The sequence below is a fragment of the Rhodococcus sp. FW305-130 genome, from assembly GCF_058788335.1.
In genome coordinates this window covers 22,270-46,184 of record NZ_JBYTAP010000005.1, presented here as the reverse complement: position 1 = coordinate 46,184, position 23,915 = coordinate 22,270, and the positions used below count along the sequence as shown (strand labels likewise).

The 23,915-nt window shown below is 64.2% G+C and carries 15 protein-coding genes and 3 tRNA genes; 11 read left to right on the top strand and 7 right to left on the bottom strand.

Going from position 1 to position 23,915, the window contains the following annotated elements:
* Nucleotides 1-8: 8 nt before the first annotated feature.
* From cmrA to lysA, 3 genes are all read left to right on the top strand, one after another.
* Nucleotides 9-812: a mycolate reductase gene (cmrA, locus tag AC3WQS_RS16415; protein ID WP_019749133.1), complete on the top strand. Its 804-nt coding sequence runs from the start codon at nucleotides 9-11 to the stop codon at nucleotides 810-812.
* Between the two features lie 172 nt (nucleotides 813-984).
* A complete protein-coding gene (locus tag AC3WQS_RS16410) occupies nucleotides 985-1,422 on the top strand; it encodes a hypothetical protein (RefSeq protein ID WP_492711534.1) in 438 nt (145 codons plus the stop codon).
* Nucleotides 1,423-1,575: 153 nt separating this feature from the next.
* Nucleotides 1,576-2,919 (top strand): diaminopimelate decarboxylase, encoded by a 1,344-nt coding sequence (gene lysA / locus AC3WQS_RS16405; RefSeq protein ID WP_046378789.1) that lies wholly within the window; start codon nucleotides 1,576-1,578, stop codon nucleotides 2,917-2,919.
* 19 nt (nucleotides 2,920-2,938) lie between these two features.
* Here the strand turns inward: lysA and AC3WQS_RS16400 are convergent, their stop codons facing one another.
* Nucleotides 2,939-4,678: a helicase HerA-like domain-containing protein gene (locus AC3WQS_RS16400; protein ID WP_133727578.1), complete on the bottom strand. Its 1,740-nt coding sequence runs from the start codon at nucleotides 4,676-4,678 to the stop codon at nucleotides 2,939-2,941.
* 120 nt (nucleotides 4,679-4,798) lie between these two features.
* Here AC3WQS_RS16400 and orn point away from each other — a divergent pair, with 120 nt between their 5' ends.
* Nucleotides 4,799-5,398, top strand: coding sequence for an oligoribonuclease (orn, locus tag AC3WQS_RS16395; protein ID WP_024487359.1), 600 nt, complete (start codon nucleotides 4,799-4,801; stop codon nucleotides 5,396-5,398).
* An 84-nt stretch (nucleotides 5,399-5,482) separates the two neighbouring features.
* Nucleotides 5,483-5,555, top strand: a tRNA-His gene (locus AC3WQS_RS16390).
* Nucleotides 5,556-5,791: 236 nt separating this feature from the next.
* Here AC3WQS_RS16390 and AC3WQS_RS16385 read toward each other — a convergent pair.
* Nucleotides 5,792-6,202, bottom strand: coding sequence for a MerR family transcriptional regulator (locus AC3WQS_RS16385; RefSeq protein WP_019749137.1), 411 nt, complete (start codon nucleotides 6,200-6,202; stop codon nucleotides 5,792-5,794).
* A gap of 55 nt (nucleotides 6,203-6,257) precedes the next feature.
* Between AC3WQS_RS16385 and AC3WQS_RS16380 the strand changes: the two genes are divergently transcribed.
* Entirely contained in the window at nucleotides 6,258-7,220 is a 963-nt protein-coding gene (locus AC3WQS_RS16380; RefSeq protein WP_477993355.1) for an oxidoreductase, read from the top strand.
* Between the two features lie 134 nt (nucleotides 7,221-7,354).
* Here AC3WQS_RS16380 and AC3WQS_RS16375 read toward each other — a convergent pair whose 3' ends face one another.
* The gene (locus AC3WQS_RS16375; RefSeq protein ID WP_080945687.1) at nucleotides 7,355-8,563 is read right to left on the bottom strand and encodes a L,D-transpeptidase; all 1,209 of its coding nucleotides are present in this window, start codon (nucleotides 8,561-8,563) and stop codon (nucleotides 7,355-7,357) included.
* A 329-nt stretch (nucleotides 8,564-8,892) separates the two neighbouring features.
* Between AC3WQS_RS16375 and AC3WQS_RS16370 the strand changes: the two genes are divergently transcribed.
* From AC3WQS_RS16370 to AC3WQS_RS16360, 3 genes are all read left to right on the top strand, one after another.
* A tRNA-Lys gene (locus AC3WQS_RS16370) sits at nucleotides 8,893-8,965 on the top strand.
* A gap of 110 nt (nucleotides 8,966-9,075) precedes the next feature.
* Nucleotides 9,076-10,506: an amidase gene (locus tag AC3WQS_RS16365; protein WP_290287618.1), complete on the top strand. Its 1,431-nt coding sequence runs from the start codon at nucleotides 9,076-9,078 to the stop codon at nucleotides 10,504-10,506.
* Between the two features lie 93 nt (nucleotides 10,507-10,599).
* Nucleotides 10,600-10,672: transfer RNA gene (locus tag AC3WQS_RS16360), tRNA-Lys, on the top strand.
* Between the two features lie 66 nt (nucleotides 10,673-10,738).
* Here the strand turns inward: AC3WQS_RS16360 and AC3WQS_RS16355 are convergent.
* Nucleotides 10,739-10,960, bottom strand: a complete 222-nt coding sequence (locus tag AC3WQS_RS16355; RefSeq protein ID WP_003945299.1) for a DUF3618 domain-containing protein — start codon at nucleotides 10,958-10,960, stop codon at nucleotides 10,739-10,741.
* A 145-nt stretch (nucleotides 10,961-11,105) separates the two neighbouring features.
* Here AC3WQS_RS16355 and bcp point away from each other — a divergent pair, with 145 nt between their 5' ends.
* Complete coding sequence (gene bcp / locus AC3WQS_RS16350; protein ID WP_019749140.1) at nucleotides 11,106-11,579, top strand: thioredoxin-dependent thiol peroxidase; 474 nt, start codon at nucleotides 11,106-11,108, stop codon at nucleotides 11,577-11,579.
* Here the strand turns inward: bcp and AC3WQS_RS16345 are convergent.
* Nucleotides 11,576-12,925: a dipeptidase gene (locus AC3WQS_RS16345; RefSeq protein WP_492713459.1), complete on the bottom strand. Its 1,350-nt coding sequence runs from the start codon at nucleotides 12,923-12,925 to the stop codon at nucleotides 11,576-11,578. The genes bcp and AC3WQS_RS16345 overlap by 4 nt on opposite strands.
* 290 nt (nucleotides 12,926-13,215) lie before the next feature.
* On the opposite strand from AC3WQS_RS16345, the gene AC3WQS_RS16340 reads away from it, so the two are divergent.
* Nucleotides 13,216-13,917 carry a TetR family transcriptional regulator gene (locus AC3WQS_RS16340; RefSeq protein ID WP_019749142.1) on the top strand — a complete coding sequence of 234 codons (702 nt, stop codon included), beginning with the start codon at nucleotides 13,216-13,218 and terminating at the stop codon, nucleotides 13,915-13,917.
* A gap of 58 nt (nucleotides 13,918-13,975) precedes the next feature.
* Here AC3WQS_RS16340 and acpS read toward each other — a convergent pair whose 3' ends face one another.
* Entirely contained in the window at nucleotides 13,976-14,374 is a 399-nt protein-coding gene (gene acpS, locus AC3WQS_RS16335; protein WP_492713458.1) for a holo-ACP synthase AcpS, read from the bottom strand.
* 10 nt (nucleotides 14,375-14,384) lie between these two features.
* Nucleotides 14,385-23,696 carry a fatty acid synthase subunit beta domain-containing protein gene (locus AC3WQS_RS16330; RefSeq protein WP_477993361.1) on the bottom strand — a complete coding sequence of 3,104 codons (9,312 nt, stop codon included), beginning with the start codon at nucleotides 23,694-23,696 and terminating at the stop codon, nucleotides 14,385-14,387.
* Between the last annotated feature and the right edge of the window lie 219 nt (nucleotides 23,697-23,915).

Genomic DNA, 23,915 nt, shown 5'->3' with positions numbered 1-23,915 from the left:
GACTGATCGTGAGCCTGCCGACACCCACAACCACAGCCCGCGCCGTAGTGACCGGCGCCTCCTCCGGCATCGGAGAGGCACTGGCCGCTGATCTGGCATCACGCGGACATTCCCTGATCCTCGTTGCCCGTCGTGGCGAGGTCATGGAGGTCCTCGCCGAGAAGCTTCGCGCCGCGCACGGCGTCGAGGTGGAGGTCCGTGCATCGGACCTCTCCGACAGCGCGGCGCGTGCCGTTCTGGTCGAGGAACTCGGTGGCCGCGACATCAGCATCCTGTGCAACAACGCCGGTATCGCCACCTTCGGGCCGATCGCCGAGCTGGACCCGGCATACGAGCGCGACCAGGTCGAGCTCAACGCCGTTGCAGTGCACGATCTCACGCTGGCCGTGCTGCCCGGCATGCTCGCACGCAAGTCCGGAGCCATCCTGATGGTCGGGTCCGCGGCCGGAAACATGCCGATCCCCAACAACGCGACGTACGCCGCCACGAAGGCGTTCGTGAACACCTTCGCGGAATCGTTGCGAGGTGAACTCAAGGGCACCGGAGTGAACGTCACCCTGCTCGCCCCAGGCCCAGTACGCACCGAAACCCCGGACCCGGCCGAAGCGTCGATCGTCGACAAGCTCGTCCCGGACTTCTTCTGGATCTCGAGCGAGTACACCGCCAAGGTCTCGCTCGACGGCCTGGCCGAGAACAAGATGCGCGTCGTACCGGGCATCTTGAGCAAGGCGATGTCCGTCGCGGGCGGCTACAGCCCGCGTGCCGTCGTTGCGCCCATCGTGGGCACGTTCTACAAGAAGCTCGGCGGCTGATTCACGCAAACTTCTCAGAGCAGGCCATAGCAGACCATATAGTCGGTTAATGGCGATGCGAAGAACACTGGCAGTCGGGGCAATCCTTCTTTTGACCGGAGGGTTGCCCTTACTGCTGCCCACGGCAGCGAATGCATGTTCGTGCGCATCATCGGCTACCCCGGAAGAAGCCGTGAGCGTCTCCAGCACCGTTTTCCTCGGGACTCCGACGGAGAAAACTTCGGACGGGTTCGAGGACACCTACCTGTTCGACGTCAGCCGGGTCTACAAAGGCGATCTGGCATCGGTGACGTCGGTGGGGACACTCGCGAACGGGAACGGTTGTGGCACAAGATACGTGCTCGGCACCGAGCAGCTGATGTTCGTTTCTGCGCCGTACGACGTCGACGCCGAGCACGAGGGGCACAGCTGCGGGCCGGCTACCGAAACCGGGTTCGACATCCAAGCGGCGGTCGAGTCCGTGTACGGCGCCGGTTACGCCCCGAGTGCCGGCGGAACTCCGTCCGTTGGTGTGTCCGCCGACAGATCGACGGTCATCGGCGGAGGCGCCGCGGTGGCATTGCTCGCGGTGCTCGGTTGGTTCGGATGGAAGCGCCGGCGAGCACAGTGATTCGACAGGCACAGTGATTCGAGCCCCGTCAGGGCCGCGTCAACCTCGTTCGGCGGCGCGTCAAGTAAGCGTCAAGAACCGCCCCACCGGTGATCTTCGGGAGTAGATCTGAAGGTAGCCCGCAACACGGCGGGTCACCTTCAGGAGATCGACGTGACGCTACTCGAAATCTTCCCCTCCCTACGCGGCGCAATGACACCACGTATGGATCCTGCGTTGTGGCCCATCAGCACTCGCCACGACCACAGCGGGCGTGTCTGCATCGGCGACGTCTCCCTCGAAGAGATCGCGGACCAGTACGGCACACCGACGTACGTCGTCGACGAGGCGGACGTGCGGCACCGCTGCCGCACGTATCGAGAGATCTTCCCCGACTCGGAGATCGTGTACGCCGGCAAGGCACTGATGATTCGAGCGATGGCTACCTGGGTCTCCGACGAGGGACTCGGGGTGGATGTCTGTTCCGCCGGTGAACTCGCCGTCGCGCTTGCCGCGGGCGTGGACCCCCACCGAATCATCCTGCACGGCAATGCCAAATCGGTTTCCGAACTGAGGGCGGCGGTCAACGCGGGTGTCGGCCGGATCGTCCTCGACTCCCCCAGCGAAGCGGTACGGCTCGCGTCGGTGTGTACCCACCGACAGAAGGTGTTGATCAGAGTCACACCCGGCATCGACATACACGGACACAAGGCAGTGTCCACAGGCATCTTGGACCAAAAGTTCGGCCTACCAGCGTTTTCCGAAGAACTGGAACGTACGGTATCCGTCGTCGCCAACGCGACGCACCTGCAACTCATCGGCCTGCATTGCCATCTCGGCTCCCAGATCACCGATCCCGAACTCTTCCGCCCCGCGATCGAGACGATGATCGCACAGATGGACGACATACGACGCACGCATCGAATCATCCTCACCGAACTCGATCTCGGCGGTGGCCATGGGATCGCATACATGCCGGGAGACGCCCAACTGGATCTGACCCGCCTCGCTCACGTCATCGACGAAACTCTCGACGACGCGTGCACCCGAAACCGCTTCCCTCGCCCCGAAATCGTGCTCGAGCCTGGCCGAGCGATCGCCGCGCGCGCCGGAGTCACGCTCTATCGCGTACAGAACATCAAGTCGATCAGCGGCGGTCGAACCTTCGTTTCCGTCGACGGTGGGATGAGCGACAACCCTCGGGTGTCGTTGTACGACAGCCACTACGACGTCGAACTGGTGAACCGGCATTCGAGCGCACCGCTCCAGGAAGTCACCGTCGCCGGGCGGCACTGCGAATCGGGCGACGAAATCGCCGTCGGAGCAAGGCTTCCCGCCGACCTACATGAAGGTGACCTGTTGGCAGTGCCGTGTACGGGCGCATACCACCACAGCATGGCCTCCACTTACAACAGCGTCGGCCGGCCACCGGTCGTCGCTGTGCTGGGCGGGATTGCGCGGCCATTGATCAGGCGTGAATCGATCAACGACCTATTAGCCCGCGAGGTCGGCATCTGACCTCGCGGGCGCCTAAGCCTCAGCGCTTGCGACGGCTACCGGTACCGAAGATGTTTCGCGAAATCTCCCGCCCTGCAGCCGAAGCCGCCGAACGCAGGAAGCTCTTCACGGCCGAGTTACCCAAGATCTGCTCGGCGATGTTGGGGCCCTCAGGTTCGGCCGGCGGCGGTGGCGGCAGATCGGGCAGCGACGGAAGATCCAGGGACTGATCCGCCGTCGGAGCACCGGCCACCTTCGCCGTCAGCTTCTCGTACGCCGACTCGCGGTCGATGGTCTGGCCGTACTTCTGATTCAGCGGACTCGACGATGCGGCCGCCTTGATCGCGTCGTTGCCGATGGTGTCCATCAGCGACCTCGGAGGACGAATCTTGGTCCAGGCCACCGGCGTCGGCGCACCCTTTTCCGAGAGCACGGTCACGATGGCTTCACCGATGCCGAGTGAAGTCAGTGCCTTTTCCAGGTCGTAGTGCTCGGTCTTCGGGTAGGTACGAACGGTCTTGTTGAGCGCCTTCTGATCGTCGGGCGTGAATGCGCGTAGGGCGTGCTGGACGCGCGCGCCCAACTGTGACAGCACCGAATTGGGAATGTCGGTCGGAAGTTGCGTGCAGAAGAACACGCCGACGCCCTTGGAGCGAATCAGCTTTACCGTCTGTTCGACCTGCTGTAGGAAGGCCTTCGACGCGTCCGCGAACAGAAGGTGCGCCTCGTCGAAGATGAACACCAGCTTCGGCTTGTCCAGATCTCCCTCTTCGGGCAGCGTCTGGAACAGGTCCGCGAGCACCCACATCAGGAAGGTGGAGAACATTGCCGGACGCGCGGCCTGGGCACCGAGTTCGAACAGCGTGATCACACCGGCACCGCCGACGACACGCAGCAGGTCCTCGGTTTCGAGTTCCGGTTCGCCGAAGAAGGTGTCACCGCCGTCGGCTTCGAGGTTGACCAACGCGCGCAGAATCACTCCCGCCGTCGCGGAGGAAACTCCGCCGATACCCTTCAGATCCGCCTTGCCCTCAGCGCTCGTCAGGTGGGCGATGACCGAACGCAGATCCTTGAGGTCCAGCAGGGCCAGGCCCTGAGTGTCGGCCCAGTGGAAGATCAGTCCGAGAGTCGATTCCTGGGTCTCGTTGAGGCCCAACACTTTGCTGAGCAGGATCGGCCCGAAACTGGTGATGGTCGCGCGCACCGGGATACCGATTCCGTCCGTTCCCAACGACAAGAACTCGACTGGCATCCCAGCGGGAGTCCACGAATCGTCGCCCGTCTCGACTGCGCGAGCCTTCATCTTCTCGCTCGGATCCCCCGCCTTCGACAGACCCGAGAGGTCGCCCTTGACGTCGGCCATCACTACCGGCACACCCGCGGCGGACAGCTGCTCGGCGATGCCCTGCAACGTCTTGGTCTTGCCGGTACCCGTCGCACCGGCAATCAGACCGTGACGGTTGATCGTCGCCAACGGAATCCGCACCCGCGCGGTGGGATCTGCCACTCCGTCGATCACCACCGAGCCGAGCTCGAGTGCCCGCCCCTCGGATGAATAGCCCGCCGCGATTTCAGCTGCAGCACCCGACGGCGCCTGAGCAGCGGGGGTGGCTCCGGCCGATGCTTCGGCCTCAGCGGCAGCCGCTTCCTTCTCGGCTTCCTCAGCTGCCGCAGCGGCTTCAGCTGCAATCCGAGCGGCTTCGGCAGCGGCAGCCTTGGCAGCTTTCGCCTTCTCCGCCGGCGTCAGCGGCGCGGCTCCTTCCTTCGGATCCACGGTCATCGAAAAGCCCTCCTCGTTGCAATGCGGCGCAGTTCTTGTCATCACCCGAACGCCGTCTTACACACGTCGAGTTTCCACCGCAGACCTTATCCCGCGCCCGCGCGCACTACTGTGTTCCTGGTGCAGGACAAATTGGTATGGATCGATTGTGAAATGACCGGGCTGCGACTCGAGTCGGACAAACTCATCGAGATTGCGGCTCTGGTGACCGACAGCGACTTGAACATCTTGGGCGAAGGTGTGGACATCGTCATCCACGCCGACGACGACGCATTGGCTGCAATGCCCGACGTCGTGAAGAAGATGCATGCGAAGTCGGGACTGACCGAAGAGGTTCGTAAGTCGACGGTCACCCTCGCCGAGGCGGAGAAAGAGGTGCTCGCGTACATCCGCAAGCACGTTCCCGTCGCCGGTACGGCTCCCCTGGCAGGTAATTCCATCGCCACCGACCGCGGATTCATCTCGCGTGACATGACGGCGCTGGACACATACCTGCACTACCGGATGATCGATGTCAGCTCCATCAAGGAACTCTCCCGCCGCTGGTACCCGCGAATCTACTTCGGCCAGCCCGAAAAAGGTCTCGCCCACCGGGCACTCGCCGACATCAAGGAATCCATCCGCGAACTCAAGTACTACCGCGGCACTGCATTCGTCGCGGCGCCCGGACCGTCGAGCGCGGAGATCGCAGCCGTCGTAGAGGGCTTGGGTCCCGCCTGACCTGCCGATTGGCTTCCTGACCGACTTTCGCGCTAGTATCTCTTTCGTCAAAGCAGCCGGGTCAAACCGGTGGCCGAGGCAATGGTGGGCGTAGTTCAGTTGGTAGAGCACCAGGTTGTGATCCTGGCTGTCGCGGGTTCGAGTCCCGTCGCTCACCCAAGCGGAACCCCCGAAGATGTCGAAAGACATTTTCGGGGGTTCTTTTGGTTTGTGCGCCAGCCCCAATCTCTCCTTCCACAGCCGGGTGGGGTGGCGACCGCGACAAATCGCCCGCTCCCGAGCAACCCGTGCCCGGGCCGAGCGAACGTACCTCTCGTCGCCTCAGATAGACCGAAAGCCACTTTCGCTCACATCGGGGTAGCTGAAAATCGCCGCAAATGGCCCAGCCGTCGATCACTCGGGCGACGGTTGCGGCTCCCAGACACCTGCGACGGTCCCCTCGCGAACGTGTCGCTCGTATGCCGAAACCTTGTCGTGGATGACGGTCAGGTTGTCCTGCAGCGCAGAGATCCTGGATCGAATCAACACCTCATGCTTTTGTAGAAGTGAAAGCCGTTCCTTCTCGTTTCCCGGCCCTGACCTGACGAGTGCGGCGAATTCGCGGATCGTTGCGATCGGCATACCCGAGTCTCGGAATCGATTGCACAGCTTCAACCAAGCGACATCGTTTTCGGCGTAGACCCGACGCCCACCTGCCGAGCGCGCAACCTCGTGAACGAGCAATTCCTCACGTTCGAAGTATCGAAGGGAATCGATACTGATTCCGGTCTCGACAGCTACGTCACCGATTGATAGTTCACGCATTGCCCGTCTACCTTTCCTTGACCTGGAGTGCACTCCAGATTTTACGGTCGCGGCCATGAATTCCATTCAGCGCAAAATCAACACCGAATTCTCCCGAATCTCCACTGCCGACGACGTACTTGCCGGACAAGATTTAACCGACACAACTGCTTTGGTCACTGGTGGGTACTCCGGACTCGGATACGAAATTTCGCGGTCACTTTCTTCGGTCGGCGCGCGAGTTGTAGTTCTTGCCCGCCGACCAGAACAGGCACGGAGCGAGGTGGCCGACCTTCCGGGTATCGAAGTGCGAGCGTGCGACCTGTCGGACCCGAGCAGTGTCAGATCGTGTGCGCGAGAAATTCTCGAATCCCGGATCACTCCGGACATCATCATCTGCAATGCGGGGGTCATGGCCTGCCCGGAACTCCGTGTCGGCTCCGGCTGGGAATCACAATTCGCGATCAATCACCTCGGGCACTTTGTACTGGTGAACCTGCTGGTGCCAGCAATGCCCGCAAACGGTTCTCGCGTAGTCGCTGTCTCGTCGGCGGGACATTTTCTGTCGGGAGTGCGTTGGGATGACATACATTTCCGCAACGGTTACGACCGCTGGCTTGCGTACGGTCAAGCCAAGACTGCAATTGCTCTATTCGCTGTCCAGCTGGCGAGCTCCGGTGCTTCACGCGGCATCACTGCGTTCTCCGTCCATCCCGGGAGCATCCTCACTCCCCTTCAACGTCACTTTTCTGCATCGGAGAAACACGATCTCGGATGGACGACGTCGAATGGCGACGCCGTGCCGGGATTCAAGACTCCCTCCCAGGGCGCCGCTACAACGGTGTGGGCAGCGACGGCACCGATACTCGCCGATCACTCCGGCGCGTACCTCCAGGACTGCAACATCGCGGACGTCGCGCAGACTGATGACATGAGCGTCGGCGGCGTGAAGCCTTGGGCTACCGATCGCGACGACGCACGCAGATTGTGGGCACTGTCCGCTGAAATGACCGGAGTGGACGCCTTCGGTCGACGCTGACGCCGAGCGAACGTACCTCCCGTCGCCTCAGATAGACCGAGAGGCACTTTCGCTCACAAAAGGAATACAGATGCAGAAATGCCCCCAACCGGACGGTCGGGGGCATTCTGACGTTCAGTGCTTCAGGGACGCACTCAGACGTCCGCGTTGCCGGTCTTCCAGACGCTCCAGGGGATGTTCCAGTCACCGAGGCCGTCGGTGCCGGAGAGAGTTCCGCCGACGGTGTTCTTGACGACGACGATGTCCCCACGCTTGGTGTTGTCGTAGACCCACTTGGCGTTGGACGGGCTCAGGTTGAGGCAGCCGTGACTGGTGTTGGAGTACCCCTGCTGCCCGACCGACCACGGCGCCGAGTGGAAGAAGATACCGCTGTAGGACATTCGGGTCGCCCAGTCGACGGGGGTCTTGTAACCCTGCGCCGAGGTGACCGGGACGCCGTACGTGGACGAGTCCATGATCATGTTCGCGAAGCGGTCACCGATGATGTAGACCCCGTTGTCGGTGGGAGTACTGTCCTTGCCCATGGAGGTGGGCATGGTCATGACGGTCTCACCGTTGACCTGGAAAGTGACCTGCTTGGTGTTGTCGTCCGCCGTGGCGATGACGGCATCACCGATGGTGAAGGAACTCTTCGCGTCTTCCTGCCCGAAGACTCCCTTGCCGAGATTGCGCCCGTACACGTTGACGCTCACGTCGACCTTGGTGCCCGGTGCCCAGTAGTTCTCCGGACGCCAACGGACCTCACGATTGTTGACCCAGTAGAACGCACCTTCGACGGCCGGAGTCGTGGTGACGGTGATCGCAGCTTCGGCAGCCTTGCGATCGGGGATGTTCTCGTCGAACTGCACCGCGATGGGCTGACCGATGCCGACCACGTCGCCCTCGTTCGGCAAGACATACGGCTTGGTGACGTTGCCGGGCGCGCTGGTGGTGAAGGACGTGACCGTCGTACTGGCGCCGCCCAATCCGAATGCGCGGGCCTCGATTTTGTACTTGCGGTTGTAGCCGAGCGGTTCGGTGGTCGTCCACGACGCACCGTCGGCAGCAATCGCGCCGGCAACTGCCTTGCCGTCCTGATTGACCATCGTCACGTCGGACAGGGCGCCGTCAGCGACGTTGATCTTGACCGGGTCGCCCGGCGAGAAGCCGACAGCGCCGTCGGCGGCGGTCGAGGTGAGCTTCGGCTTGATGAGTTCGGTGAGCGGATTGGAATCGATCGGCGCCGATCCCTCGGTGCTGACGTCCTTGCCACCCGACGTGCACGCGGTGACCAGAACGAGCGCACCGAGAGACACCGCGATCATCGCCGCACTCTTCGACACTCGACCGTTCCCCCCGCGCACGGACAGACCCCACCTTTGACGACTCATCGTTCGACTCCGCTTCACAATTTCTCCGACTAACTTCCGCATCACATGCGAATCCCACTTACCGGAAGGCAAGTGGGACTTGCGGTATGACTGCGCTGCACCAATGATGCCAGGCGCGCTCGTTACCAACGGTCATGAAGGGCCACGCCGTCAGTAACGTTCAAGTATCAATCGCTCCGAACCGTCCGTTTTGTTACCGCTTTCAGCGGATTTCCTCCGATTGGACTACGGCAGCGAGGCCGCCACCTGGCGATTTGCTCCCGAACCGGCGATTCGGCTAATGTTCTGTCTCGCAAGAGCGAGCGCCTATAGCTCAGTTGGTAGAGCAAGTGACTCTTAATCACTGGGTCCGGGGTTCGAGTCCCTGTGGGCGCACTTGCAAGGTCCCCACCTTCTTCGGAAGGTGGGGATTTTTCTTTGTGGCTTGGTGGACAGGTCGTGGTGAATAGACTTCACAGTTACCGGAACCACGGCCTGGAGGTCTGATGACTGAGCGCGAATTCACGCCCGGCGGCGAACTGGCATTTGCCGGGGTGGCAGGTCAGGCAGCTCTGATCCGGTCCGGAGCTTTGTCCGCCCGCGAACTCACCGAGACCACACTTCGCCGTATCGAGCGCCTCGATTCGACGCTCAACGCATTTGTACGAGTTCTCGCGGACGAAGCACTCGACGAGGCGACACGGCTCGATCAACGTCAGGCCGACGGCAAAACCCTGGGCCCACTGCACGGAGTCCCGATTGCAATCAAGGACGAGAACGACGTCGCCGGAACGCCGACGACGTACGGCGGTGCGGCAGCAACGCGCATCGCATCGGCCGATTCAGAGGTTGTCCGTCGGTTGCGCGAAGCGGGTGCGGTGATCGTCGGCAAGACGACGATGCCCGAGTTCGGCATCTGGCCCTTCACCGAGACTGCCGCAAACGGATACACGAGAAACCCTTGGGACACCGGCATATCCACCGGCGGATCGAGCGGAGGATCTGCGTCGGCCGTCGCGTCGGGAATGGTCGCGGCGGCAATAGGCGGCGACGGCGGCGGTTCCATACGATTGCCTTCGGCGTTCTGCGGGTTGTTCGGACTCAAGCCGCAACGCGGTCGGGTGAGCACAGCGCCGAACCGAAACCTCTGGCGCGGACTCGGCACACTCGGGCCTCTCACTCGTTCGGTCGAGGACAGCGCGCTCGTATACGACGCAATCACCGGTACCACCGAGATCGACGACTACACAGCCGAAACGCTCCGAACCAGCTTTGCCGACGCGGCCGTGTCGGCACCCGGGCCGCTTCGCATCGCGGTGTCCACCCGGAGTCCGGTCCGGGGCGTCCGTCCGTCAGCGGAGATCGTTGCCGCGGTGCTCTCGATCGCAGAGATGTTGAGCGCGTTGGGACATCACGTCGAAGAACACGATCCCGAGTACCCGGATGCCACTGCCGCTTTTCTCCCGCAGGTGCTCGGCGGTGTCCGCGACGAAGCGCTTCGTGTCGATCATCCAGCGCTTCTCGAGAAGCGCACGCGAGCGCTCGCCTCGATCGGCCGGATAGCTGCACCCGCGCGCGTCGGTAAATTCGCCTACCGCAAAGGTGAGCGAATTGCAGCGACGGTCAACCAGGTCTTCGACACCTTCGACCTGGTCCTGATGCCGACAACGCCCGCGCTGCCACGCCCGATCGGACAACTCGAAGGAACCGGCCTTCTGTCCGCAGTCCGCAAGGCGTTGCCGATCGCCGCCTACTGTTCTATCTGGAATGTCTGCGGCAACCCGGCGGCCGCGGTACCCGCCGGCTTCTCCGAACACGGACTCCCCCTGAGCGTCCAACTGGTTGCGCGCAGCGGTGGCGAATCGGCGATTCTCGCCGTCGCACAGCAGTTGGAAAGCACCGTCCGCTGGCCGGATTCACGCCCGCCACACTCGTGAATTCCGGAAGCGATGTAACCATCGTCACCACGATGAACACGCGTTTTGCAAACTCCTGAGCCTGTCGGCTAATGTTCTGTCTCGCAAGAGCGAGCGCCTATAGCTCAGTTGGTAGAGCAAGTGACTCTTAATCACTGGGTCCGGGGTTCGAGTCCCTGTGGGCGCACTTGCAAGAAGGCCCCCACCTCACCAGGTGGGGGCCTTCTTCATGTTCTGCCTTCGAAAACTCGGGTCAGCGAATGATCTTCCGGACCACGAGTAGTCCCACCACTGAACCAACTGCGATAAGCGCGTACTTCACTGCCGGCTCGTTGAGCTTGGCGAGCACCGTCTTCTTGGTGTTCTCGACCAGCCGCTTCGGGTTGGTGCGGACCGTCAGTTCGTCGAGTGTGCTCGCGAGCTGGTTACGCGCCTTCTCGATCTCGCGTTCGATGCTCTCGGTGTCCCTGGGCACGTGTCCTCCAACTTGTCTGTGTTCTGCTGCTCTGTGTGCGGGTCTGCTGTGCGGACGCAGCGCGCCGACACTTCGCTCTACCGTAGAGGAGCAGAATGCCCTCGCGCCCACCTGCCGCGCAATTTCTCGACTAACCTCGATTCCCGTGACCGAGAACAGTAGATTGTCCGCCGGCGACGTCGCGCCGGATTTCACGCTCCCAGACGCCGACGGCAACGAGGTTTCGCTTCACGATTACCGCGGCCGCAAGGTCATCGTGTACTTCTACCCCGCGGCCAGCACCCCGGGGTGCACCAAGCAGGCCTGCGACTTCCGCGACAGCCTCGCCGAATTGAACGGCGCCGGGCTCGAGGTCGTCGGAATCTCGCCGGACAAGCCAGCAAAACTCGCGAAGTTCCGCGATACCGAAGAGCTGACCTTCCCGCTGCTCTCCGACCCCGAGAAGGCGACGCTCGAAGCCTGGGGCGCATTCGGAGAGAAGAAGATGTACGGCAAGACGGTCCAGGGCGTCATCCGCTCGACGTTCCTCGTTGACGAGGAAGGCAAGATCGAGGTGGCCCAGTACAACGTCCGGGCCACCGGCCACGTCGCCAAGCTACGACGCGATCTATCCGTCTAACTCCCGTACCTGCTCAAGAACAGCGCCTCCGCGAAAGCGAGATTCTCGATCTCCGACGGGTCGACGCTTTCGTCAGGTGCATGAATGCGGCACTGCGGTTCCTCGACTCCGATCAACGCGATCTCCGCGTCGGGGAACTGCTCGGCCAACGCACTGCACAGCGGAATCGATCCCCCTTGGCCGGCAAACCCCACTTCGCGGCCGTAGGCATCGGTCAGCGCAGACTTCAGCTGCGCGAACCCCGTCCCTTCCGTCGAGGACGAGAACGGTGATCCCGTCGATTCCGGTACGACCTCGATGTGGACGCCCCACGGCGCCGCTGCGCGGAGGTGGTCAGTCAACAACTTCTGCGCCCGCGCCGGATCCGTGCCAGGCGGGACACGAAGATTCAGGCGTGCGGATGCACGGGGCGTGATTGCCGCCGCAGAACCCACGACCGGCGGGCAGTCGATACCCAGGATGGTCAGCGCCGGACGAGCCCACACCTGCTCGGCGACCGAACCGGAACCAGTCAGCTGTACCCCTTCGAGTACCCCGGCGTCGGAGCGGAACTGATCGCCGTCGTAACTGACTCCCTCCCACTCCTGGTCGTTGGTCAAGCCTTCGACAGTGGTGTTTCCGGCGCCGTCGTGCAGCGTCGAGAGAATGTGCACCAGCGCGGTGATCGCATCGGGTGCCGGTCCACCGAAGACACCGGAGTGAATCTCACCCTCGAGCGTCGACACGTGGACCACCACGTTGGCGATCCCGCGCAGTGATGTCGTGATCGTCGGCTCCCCGACCTCGGTGTTGCCGGTATCGGCGATCAGGATCATGTCGGCCGCAAAAAGTTCGGGCCGCTCTCGCACCAGATCCTCGAGACCGCCAGTGCCCGTCTCCTCTGATCCTTCGGCGACGATCGTCAGATGTGCGCTCGGATCCACACCTGCTGCGGCGAGCGCTCGCAGAGCTGTCAGATGCATGACGACGTTGCCCTTGCAGTCCGAAGCGCCGCGTCCGTACCACCGTCCACCCCGCTCGGTGAGCGTGAAAGGCGGCGAGCCCCAGAGCTCTTCGTTTCCGGGCGGCTGAACGTCGTAGTGGCAGTACAGCAGAACCGTCGGAGCACCGTCTGGACCTGGTCGACGACCGACGACGGCGGCCGAGCCGTCGGAGGTCTCGATCGCCTCGATATCGGCGAAACCCTGATCGCGGAATGCCTCCAGGACCCAATGTGCCGCGGCCGCGCATTCTTCCGGCGGGTATTGCCGTGCATCTGCGACGGACTTCATCGCCACAAGTGCACTCAGATCCTCATGGGCACGCGGCATGAGTTCACGTACCGCGGTTCGCAGTTCTTCCGTCATCGTCTCCCTCTCCTCGGCATCGAACCTCGGTGTGCCCGAAGAATCTCAGTGTGCCCGAATCGGGCGTAGGGAGTCGGCAGGATCGCCGTTGCGCCACACCGCGCAGCAACCTCTTCAGCTACTGGACAGGTGGTCACCTAGTATCGAGGTGTGGCAACAGCATCGGGACTCGTGTGCGCGCACCTGCGCGGTGCGTTTCGACCGATCACGACCGCCGAAGTAGGTGGCCGATGACACCGGATAATGCACAAGTCCCAAATTCGACAGAAAACACCGATAGCCTGGAAGACGTGCAGCCCACGACTCGTAACCGCGCGCGGCGACGAGTCGACCCAGCACTGGAGAATCCCCAGAGCCTCGAAGAACCGCAGGAACTGCTGCCGCGCAAGCGTCCGACGCAAGAGCGCAGCCAGCGTAAATTCGACGCACTCCTGGCGGCGTCACGGGAACTCCTCACCGATGTCGGTTTCGAATCGTTCACCTGCGAAGAGGTCGCGGCACGTGCCGACGTCCCGATCGGGACGCTCTACCAATTCTTCGCGAACAAGTACGTCATAGTGTGCGAATTGAACCGCCAGGACCTCGTCGGGGTCCAGCACGAGCTTGCGCAGTTCGGCGGCGAAGTACCCTCGCTCGACTGGTTGCGGTTCCTGAACAGTTTCGTCGATCACATGGCCGGACTGTGGACGTCCGATCCGTCGCGCCGCGAGGTCTGGCTGGCGATGCAGTCGACGCCGTCCACGCGGGCCACCGGAGTCATTCACGAAAAGCAATTCGCCGAGACCGTAGCGAAAATGCTCGGTCCGTTGACGCCTCGTACGCGGCGAGATCGTCGCCTGATGATGGCGGAAGTTCTTGTCCACGTGGTGTATTCGATGCTCAATTTCTCGGTTCAGGACGGTCAGTCGCATGCCGACGCCGTCGCCGAACTGAAAAGATTGATGATCGCATATCTCCTCGTCGCCGAGAAGGAATCCCGCACGAAGGACTAGTCGAACGACAAAGAGCCGGTCTCCCCTTGGGAGACCGGCTCTTTCGTGTCCGGCAGTGCTACTCCGGGTCGGATTCGATGACCGCGAAAGCGCCCGCCATGTCCCCGTCGTGGGTGAGCGAGATATGAATCTTCACTCCGGTGAGGTGTTTGGCCACGTCACCGCGAAGCCGTATGCCCGGGCGACCCCAGGCGTCCGAGACGACTTCGATCTGATCGTGGATCATCTCCCCCAGCACCGGTGGGCTGGCGAAGAGAGCAGTTGACCATGCCTTGATCACTGCTTCCTTCGCTGCCCACCGGGCGGCGAAATGTCGTGCCGGTTCGGAGCTCCGGGTAGCGGCGTCTCGACGCTCGCCCGGTGTGAAGTTGTCGAGCATTGCCGTTCCCGGCCTGTTCAATTGCTCGGCGAACTCCGACACCGTCACGAGGTCGAAGCCGATACCCAGAACTCCCATACCGTGATTATTACTTGCAGCCGGGCAGATTCGAGCGGTACACCAGATCTGCGCCGAGTCGTGCGTCCTCGCTCAGCAGCATGTCCGCTTCGAGCTGACGCGACGCCTTGGCCGGCGTTCCGTCGGCACCGAGGCGACGATCCGCCGGGCGCTCGTAAAGGCTGTCGCCACCGCACATCGCCTTGGCGAGGCGGCGCTGACCGTCGATCGCCCGCTGCTGCGCCGCAGCAACATAGTCGGCGCGCTTGTCGGCCGGAACCGACTCGACGAATGCCTGCGGGTGCACGACTGCGATCAGGCCGGAGACGTGACCGAAGCCGAGGCTGGTCAGCAGGCCGGCACGCAGCGGAAGCTGATCACCGAACTTGAGCGGCTGACGTGCCCACACGAGGTGCTCGAACTCGGCCATCTTGTCGTCGACGCAGTCGAGGCTGCGGTTCGGCGGGACGATGCCCTGGCTCAGTACCTGGCAGAGCCCGATCAGCTGGAAGGCTGCGGCACCACCCTTGGCGTGACCGGTCAGGCTCTTCTGCGAGACCACGAACATCGGCGCACCTTCACTGCGTCCCAATGCCCCGGCGAGGCGCTCGTGCAGCTCCGCCTCGTTGGGATCGTTGGCGGCAGTGGAGGTGTCGTGCTTGGAGATCACGGCGATGTCGTCGGCGCTCACGCCGAGAGCGTTGAGCGAGAGTGCGAGCTGCGAATCCGCTCCCCCACGTCCGGCGCCCAGTGCTCCGAGTCCCGGTGCCGGGATCGAGGTGTGGACACCGTCGGCGAACGATCCGGCCCAGGCGACCACACCGAGGACGGGCAGGCCCATCTCGAGTGCCAGGTCTCCGCGAGCGAGGAGAATCGTTCCGCCACCGGCCGACTCGACGAATCCGCCGCGGCGACGATCGTTGGCCCGCGAGAAGCGGCGATCCTCGATGCCCTTGGCGTGCATGTCCTCGGTCTTGGCAGTTGCCGACATGTCACCGAAGCCGATGATGCCTTCCGTGCTCAGATCGTCGAACCCGCCGGCAACAACCAACTGCGCCTTGCCGAGTCGGATCTTGTCGACGCCTTCTTCGACGGATACCGCTGCCGTGGCGCAGGCGGCGACGGGGTGAACCATCGCGCCGTAACCGCCGACGTACGACTGAACGACGTGCGCTGCAATGACGTTCGGCAGCGCTTCCTGCAGGATGTCGTTCGGACGGTTCTCGCCGAGCAGCGTGTCGATGTACAGGCTCCGCATGGAGGTCATGCCGCCCATGCCGGTGCCCTGTGTGTTGGCGACCAGGCTCGGGTGTACCCAGCGGAGCAGTTCGCTCGGAGTGAAGCCGCCGGTGAGGAAGGCGTCCACCGTTGCGACGATGTTCCAGAGTCCGACGCGGTCGACCGAATCTGCCATGTCGGCGGGGATGCCCCACTTGGTGACGTCGAAGTTGGTCGGGATCTGGCCGCCGACACTGCGAGTCAGCTTCATCTTGCGCGGGACGCGGATCTCGGTGCCTGCCCGGCGGGTGACCGTCCAGTCTCCGGACTCGGCGGAAACCGTCGCCGTCGTGTTCTCCGGATCGGATTCGACGAAGGCCTGAGCCTCTGCCTCACTGCCGACCACGAAGCTCAGATCCTTGTCCAGGAACACGGAGGTGAGCAGCGGAGCGGTGTTGTCGATCATCGCGCCCTCGTCGACGTAGCGACGGATGCCGCAACGCTCGACGACTGCGTCGTGGTACTTGTCGGCGATTTCCGCCTCGGGTACCAGGTCACCGGATTCGACGTCGTACCAGCCCGGCTTGGGGTCGTTCTCCCAGACGATAAGTCCGGTGTTCCACGCCAATTCGAGAACGCCTGCGGCAGAGAGCTGCTCGTCGACCTCCATCTCGAAGCGGGTACGCGAGGAACCGTAGGGTCCGAGCTCTCCGGCACCCACGATGACCACGAGGTCCGCGGGGGTGACGTCCAGTTCGGGCCAGCTCGGAGCCTTGACCGAGTCGTCGATGCGAGCCGGCGTGGGCAGCGCCAGGATGCTGGACTCGTCCACTGCTTCGTCGACAGCCTCGGCGATCTCGGCAACCTCGGCAGCTTCCTTGGCCAAAGCACCCAGATCCAGGTTGGCCTCGGACAGTCCGCCGGTCAGGTCGACCTCGAGCGGAGCCTCTGCTGCAGCGCGCCGCGACTCGCGGGTTGCCGTCTTCAGCAGTTGGGTCGCCATCTCCTGGGTGGACCAGGTGCGGACGCCCGCAGCTTCGACCGCGTCGACGATCGGATCGTTGTGACCCATGAGTCCGGTTCCGCGAACCCAACCGATGACCGCGTGTGCCAACGTGACCCGCTCGGCCCAGTTCCGCTCGGCCTTCCAGCGGTTGACCACGGCGATCAGCGAAGCCTTGGCCTCACCGTAAGCACCGTCGCCGCCGAACGTTCCGCGGTTCGGCGAACCGGGCAGCACTACGTGCAGGTGCGTGTCGACATCGCTGTCGTAACCGATCTTCGACAGACCGCCGATGAGGCGCTCCACCGACCAGAGCAGCACGCGCATTTCCATTTCGGCGCGAGCGCCGGCGTCGGAGAGTTCGCCGCCGACACGCGGAGCTGCGAACGGGAAGAGCATCGTCGGCGTCATGGCCGGCTTGATGAGCTTCTTTGCGCCGCCTGCGTTCTCGGTGGCCTCGTTGCCGATCCAGTCGATCAGTGCGTCGACGTCGGTGTACGACGCCATGTTCGCGGGAACCACCCAGAGGGCGGCACCGGCGCGAGCGTTCTCGCGGTACAGGTCGCGGTAGAAGCCCAAACGCTGACCGTCGAGTCGTGAGGTGGTCACGAATACCGTTGCGCCACCGGCAAGGAGCTTGCCCGTGACCGCTGCCGCGATGGAACCCTTGCTGGCGCCGGTCACTACTGCGACCTCGCCTGCCCACTCGGGTGCGTCGGATTCTGTCGTCACGGCTGCATCAACGATGCGGGTGTAGACCTCGGCGAGCGCCGTGCGGCCCTCGTCGGTTGCACGGGTGGCCCACCACTTGGCCTGTGCGGCGACGGTGGAACCGGCACCGATGAAGTTCTCGACCGACAACGCGGTGTCACCGAGCCAAATACGAGCGAGATCCTCACGCGCACTTGCCCAACGGTCGTCGAGCAGCACGGCCTTCTGTGCGTCGAATGCCGGAGCAACCAGACGCGGCCAGTCGGAGCCGAGTTCAGCCGAGACCAGGTCGACCAGTTCGGTGTCCTCGACCGTCGCGACTGCCGCTTCTTCGTTCAGTCCGAGCTGCTCGAGCACCAGGCGTGCAGCCGAGGCCAGAACGCCGTTGCGCCCGGTGATGTTCTCGGTGAACTCACCCAGGGCGGCTGCGTCGACGGTTCCGCCGCTTCCGCCGCCGGTGGCCGGCAACGAGACGCTGACTCCGCGTGCAGAGCCGACCGAGGCAACTGCGCTGTCGATGACTGCGTCGACCGCTGCGGCGTCGGCCAGTGCGCCGGAGCTCAGGCCACCGAGGTCGCCGCCGCGGATGCTGGCGCCGTCACGGGTGCCGAGAGCCACTGCTGCGGTGACGTGGTGCGCCCAGCCGTCGCCCAGTTCCCAGACCTTCTTGACGCGGTCGGCGATGTAGCCGGGACGCTTGCCCGAGGGGCCGAAGACCTTGCGCAGGTGATCGTTGATCGAATCGGAGAGCACCGGTCCGAACGGCTTGTACGTACGGGCGAGCTTGTCGACGGTTGCTCCCAAGGAGCCCATGTCGGCATCCGCGGCACCGTCGATGGCGCCGAGGGACAGCTCGGAGCCGAGGTCGACCAGAAGCTGGTTACGACGCGAGGAGACGCCGTCGCACAGTGCCTCGATCGTGTCGGCGGGGCCGACCTGATCGGGACGGAGCTTGGTCCACAGGCTGATCAGGACCTTCGTGGCGTCGGGCGCCTTGAAGGTGAGGTCGTCCGGACGCGGTCCACCCGAAGGTGCGGCCGGCGCAGCAGCTGCAACCGGAGCAGCGGCCGCGGCAACCGGTGCAGCCTGCGCGGCAGGCGCTTCGATCTCGTCGTCGTCATCGACGGCGGGGTCGACGTCGGTGCCGTAGACGATCGCAGCTTCGCGCTCGACGTTGAGAACCTCGACCGGGTAGCCGAAGCGGCCCGGCAGCTTGAGGGTCTGCGACGCGAGGTTCGCAACGGTCGGGGCAGCGCCGAGACCGATCTCGACGAAGCGTTCGACCCCGAGTCCACCTTCGGACTCGTCGCCGAAGAGCAGGTCCTGCGTCTCGATCCAGCGGACCGGGCTGGCGAACTGCCAAGCCAGCAGCTCGATCAGGATGATGCGGGACAACTCGTGAGTGCGCGTTGCGTAGCTGTCGAAGTCTGCGAGGACTTCCTGCAGCGGCTCGGACGGCACCAGGTCCGCGATTTCCTGAACGAAGTCACGACGCAGCGAGAACGGCTTCGGAACCAGGTTCGGGATGTAGCGGCCGATCAGGATGTCCGGATCGATGTCGTGCGGGAGCAAGTCCTGCAGGCACACGCGGAAGTCCGCCACGCCGCCACGAAGGACGGTGGAGTGGAACGGCACGTCGATGCCGGGAACCTGGATGTATGCCCGCTTGCCACCGAATTCTGCTCGGCGACGGTCGATTTCGACCTCGAGTGCGTCGAGACCGGCTACCGAACCGGCGATGGCGTACTGGCTGCCGCGCAGGTTCAGGTTGACGATTTCGAGGAACTCACCGGAGGTCTCGGCGACACCGGCGACGAAGCCCTGCACGTCGTCGTCGGAAACACCGATCTGCGACGGGCGAATAGCAGCCATGCGGTAGTCGGAGCGTCCGGCTTCGTCACGGGGAACGAGCTGGTGCATGGCGGAGCCACGCTGGAAGACGACCTCGAGAAGTGCTTCGAGCGGGAAAACCTCGGCGACAGCAGCGAGTGCGTTGTACTCACCGACCGAGTGACCGGCCAGAAGGGAATCCTCGATGAAGGTTCCGGATTCGCGCAGCTCGGCAACCTGGGCAACACCGAGAACGGCCATGGCCACCTGGGTGAACTGAGTCAGGTGCAGGACACCGTCAGGATGCTTGTGCTCGACACCGCGCGCCTTGACGGTCACCGGGTTGTCGCGCACGACAGCGAGAATCGAGAATCCGAGCGCCTTGCGGGTGTGCTTGTCCGCACGCTCCCAGACGTCGCGGGCGGCCTTGGAGCGTGCACGAGCGTCGAGGCCCATGCCCGGGCGCTGGATGCCCTGGCCGGGGAAGGCGTAGACGGTCTTCGGTGCGGCAGTGCGGCCGGTGGCGACCATCACCAGTTCGCCGTCGATGCGGCAGCCGACCTCGACGATTTCTGCGCCCTGGTCGATGCCGACACGGTCGACGCGGACGTCGATCTCGGCGCCGGGGCGAACCATCCCGAGGAAGCGGGCGGTCCAGGCGGTCAGGCGGCGCGGCGGGACGCGGGTCTCGGCCGGGTCGACTGCGGTGACTACCTGCTGCGCTGCGGCGGAGAGCCACATGCCGTGCACGATCGGGGTTCCGAGGCCGGCCAGCAGAGCGGCGTTGTCGGAGGTGTGAATCGGGTTGTGGTCACCGGAAACCTGAGCGAACGCGCCCATGCTGACCGGCGCGAGGATCTTCGCGTCACGGCGACGACGACGTGAGGTGTCGACAGCCGCATCGCTGATCGATCCACCGGCGCGAGCCGGGTCGGCGAGTTCGCCAGCGCCGGTGCGTCCGCGGATCGCGAAACGCTCGGTCATGGTGACGACTGCGGGGGCGTCGAGGCCCTCGCCGAGCATGGCACCGACCTCGACCTTGACCTCGACGACGCGACCGAGGTCGGTGTCGAGAACCGAGGCGACCTCGGCATTGACCACGAGAATGCTTGTCTCGGAGGGAAGTTCACCGACGAAGTCGACGGTGTGGTCGAGGTGGACCAGGTCGAGCATGCCTTCGATAACGGAAAGACTGTCGAGCTTGGCTGCGCCGAGGACTGCGAACACTGCAGGCCAGCATGCTCCGACGACGACGTCCGGAACAGCCTTGCCGCTGACACTGAGCGTGGTGGGCAGGCCGGAACCGGTGACACCGGCGTGATCGGCGATGCGATCGGGAACCCACGCGACGTTGAGGCGGGCCTTTCCGTTCTTGACTGTCGGAAGTTCCTGTCCGGCAGCAACTGCCAGCAGCGCGGACATCGCACCCTCGGCGTCTGCCTCGGTGACAACCGGAGCGCCGCCGTCTACGACGGACTCGGGGATGGTGATCGTGATGTCGACCGACTTGTCTGCCACCAACGGAACCGAGAGCAGCACGTGCGAGGAATCGACGACGGTCAAGCTGGACCCCGTGGTGCCGTGAACTGCCTTGTCGGCAGACTCTGCGTTCCACTCGTCGAGGTCGCCGAGGCGACGGACAGGGTTCTGGGTCAGGCGGCCGGCCCACTGGAGGTCGGGAGCGGAGAGGACGGCGTCGAGAAGTCCGGGTGCGGAATCCTGGTGGCGACGGCTCGCGAGTGCAACCGGAGCGGCTCCGGCAGCAACCAATTCGTCGTAGGTCGCCTTCTCGAAGCGATCGAGCAGGTCACCGACTGGCTCGTCGACACGGGTGATGCCCGCGACGGCGACGGTGCCGGGGATGACACAAACCTGATCGGCGGTGTAGCGGGGATCGTGTGCCTGCCACAGGGAGTCGCTGCGCCACCAACGGCGAACGTCACCGTCGACGACGGGAACGAAGTTGACCGGCTTGCCCGGCGTCTTGCACAACGAGGTGAAGAACGAGACGTCTGCGGGATGCAGAACGGTCGTCGAGTAGTCCGGGTACGACGCCTGCAGTGCGCAGATCGCAGCCTCGGGGCGCTCGAGAGTCTCGGCGTCGCCGAACAGTGTGGGGATCGGGCCACGGTCGACCGGATGCAGACGCGCCTCGGTGCGCTGGAGCATCTCGCCGAAGCGAGCACGCCAGGTGATGTCGAGCCACGGGCTCGAGGTCGCCTCGACGATGGCGTCCTGAAGATCTGCGCCGCAATCGAATTCCTTCGCCGCGTCGATGCCGACGGTGAGCTCGAGGTAGCGGCGCAGCCACTGTGCGTACGTCATGGTCTCGACGTCGCCGAAGTACGGCTTGGCGGTGACGTCGAGGGCGGCGATGATCTCGTCGCGGCGCTCGGCCACTGCCTCGGAATCGCCGGCAACCTCGTCGAGGAGGCGTCCGGTGCGCGAAGCCGCGTTGTCGATCTCGTGAATGTCGGCACCGAGCTGGCTACGGCCAGAGGCCATTCCGCCTTCAGCGGTACCGGCACCGACCCAATCCGGTGTTCCGGGCGTGTCGACGAGGAGCTGCTTGACCTCAGGAGAGGTGGTGGCCTCGAGGGTCGCCATGGCTGCAGTGCCGACGAGGATGCCGTCGACGGGCATGGCCGGGAAACCGGCTGCGGCAGACCAGCGACCGGTGAGGTAATCGGCTGCTCGCTCGGGGGTTCCGATGCCGCCGCCGACGCAGATGACCAGGTTCGGACGTGTACGCAGCTCGGCGTACGTGTCGAGGAGCAGGTCGTCGAGGTCTTCCCACGAGTGGTGTCCGCCGGCGCGGCCGCCTTCGATGTGCACGATGACCGGGAAGTTCGGAACCTCGTTGGCGATGCGGATCACGGAGCGGATCTGCGCCACGGTGCCGGGCTTGAACGCGATGTTGGTGATGCCGATCTCGGACAGCTCGTCGATGAGGGCAACGGCCTCTTCGAGTTCCGGGATACCGGCGGTGACGATGACGCCGTCGATGGGAGCGCCGGCAGTACGGGCACGCTGCACCAGGCGCTTGCCACCGAGCTGCAGCTTCCACAGGTACGGGTCGAGGAACAGGGAGTTGAACTGGACCGCGCGGCCCGGCTCGAGCAGCATCTTCAGCTCTGCGACACGGTCTTCGAAGATTTCCTCGGTGACCTGTCCGCCACCGGCGAGCTCAGCCCAGTGACCGGCATTGGCTGCCGCGGCAACGATCTTGGCGTCGACCGTCGTCGGCGTCATGCCTGCGAGCAGGATGGGTGAACGACCGGTCAGCTTCGTGAACGCCGTCTCGACGCCGATGCGGCCACCGGGAAGCGAAACAGGCTTCGGCGCGAATTCGCTCCACGAACGTGAGACCTCAGGCGCAGCACCGGGGGTGAGCAGATTGCGGTGTCCGCCGCGGGTGGCGGCGGCGATGATGCCGATGCCCTGCCCACGCAGCGAAGAGGACGTCATACGGGTCAGCTGATCGCTGGGCCCGAGATCGAGAATCCACTTGGCGCCGGCGGAGATTGCGCCGTCGACAGCCTCGACCCAGTCGACCGGATCGACGAGGACACCCTGTGCAAGTTCACGCGCACGGTCGGCATCGAGACCGCAACGGGTTGCCCAGCTGCCGACAAGTTCGACGGCCTCGGCCAATGCTGGGTGATGGAAGCCGATTTCGGTGTCGAGCGGATCGAAGGACGGAGCGAAGACGGAACCGCCACGCTTCTTGCCCTCTCGCTCGCGAGCTTCTTCGGCTTCGATCTGCTCGCAACGCTCTTGCACGCGTGCCAGCTGAGCGGGCGGTCCGGCGAGAACGACGCGGCGACGGCCGTTGCGAATGGCGAGGACAGCCGCGCGTTCGGGGGCAACACCCTCGGCAAGCTCGGCGACGATGGCGGCGAGACGCTCGGGATCGACGCCCGAGACCGCAACCATCGGCTTCGCGGAGGCGCCGGCGATGACGCCGCGGCGACGGCCGACCAGGCTGGCAGCAGCACCGACGAGCTGTGCGACGGCGAGGAGTTCACCGTCGTCGTTGCCCTGCGCGGCTACGGCAGCGGTGGCCAGCAGGCCCTGCGAGTGGCCGATGACGGCAGCAGGCGGGTTACCGGCTACATCCAGACCCTGAGCGGAGAGTGCACGCAACGCCGCAAGCTGCGTGAGGAAGACGCCGGGGAGTGACACCGGAGCTGCGGTGAGCGCGGCAGCGGAAGGCCCGGCCGACTTCTCACCTTCTTCTTCGTCGACGATCTCGGCTTCGAGCATCCACGCGATCGGATCGAATCCGACCGGGCGAACCACGAGGAGATCCTGTGCGACGGGCGCGAGGCGTGCGGCTGCGTCATTGACCAGATCGGTCAGAACGGGCTCCAGGCCGTTGTCACGGCTGAGCTCCTCGAGCGAGGTGAGCCAGGGAGCGCCCTGTCCACCGAAAGCGATTGCGTAGGAAACGCCGTTGTTCAGCGAATCGACGAGGGCACCTTTGCTGGTCGTGCGGGACTGTCCCCCATCGACGCCGAAACGGCGTCCACCCTTCGAGTCGCGTCCGTTTCCTGTAGGTGTCGTGTCATCGATCGTCACGCGTACGTCCTCTCCTGGTCACCTCTGCGGCGAGGTGGGATTTGCGGTGTGCTGCCCGGCTGAAGTGCTCGCGAATTCGTCGAGAGAATCGACGGAGTCAGGGCGTTCGTGCAAGACAAGGTTTACACAGAATCATGAGGATTTCCTCACGTTTGTCGGCACCCTGGAAATCTGGACTTTCGAGGCCGTGATCTTCCTCACGAGACTTCGAGAAAGTGA

Bases quoted from the DNA above. Each gene is read 5' to 3' on its own strand.
- AC3WQS_RS16385 (WP_019749137.1), bottom strand. From the start codon at position 6,202: ATGCGTGAACTATCAATCGGTGACGTAGCTGTCGAGACCGGAATCAGT.
- AC3WQS_RS16380 (WP_477993355.1), top strand. From the start codon at position 6,258: ATGAATTCCATTCAGCGCAAAATCAACACCGAATTCTCCCGAATCTCC.
- AC3WQS_RS16345 (WP_492713459.1), bottom strand. From the start codon at position 12,925: ATGACGGAAGAACTGCGAACCGCGGTACGTGAACTCATGCCGCGTGCC.
- acpS (WP_492713458.1), bottom strand. From the start codon at position 14,374: ATGGGAGTTCTGGGTATCGGCTTCGACCTCGTGACGGTGTCGGAGTTC.
- AC3WQS_RS16400 (WP_133727578.1), bottom strand. From the start codon at position 4,678: ATGACCGTGGATCCGAAGGAAGGAGCCGCGCCGCTGACGCCGGCGGAG.
- AC3WQS_RS16365 (WP_290287618.1), top strand. From the start codon at position 9,076: ATGACTGAGCGCGAATTCACGCCCGGCGGCGAACTGGCATTTGCCGGG.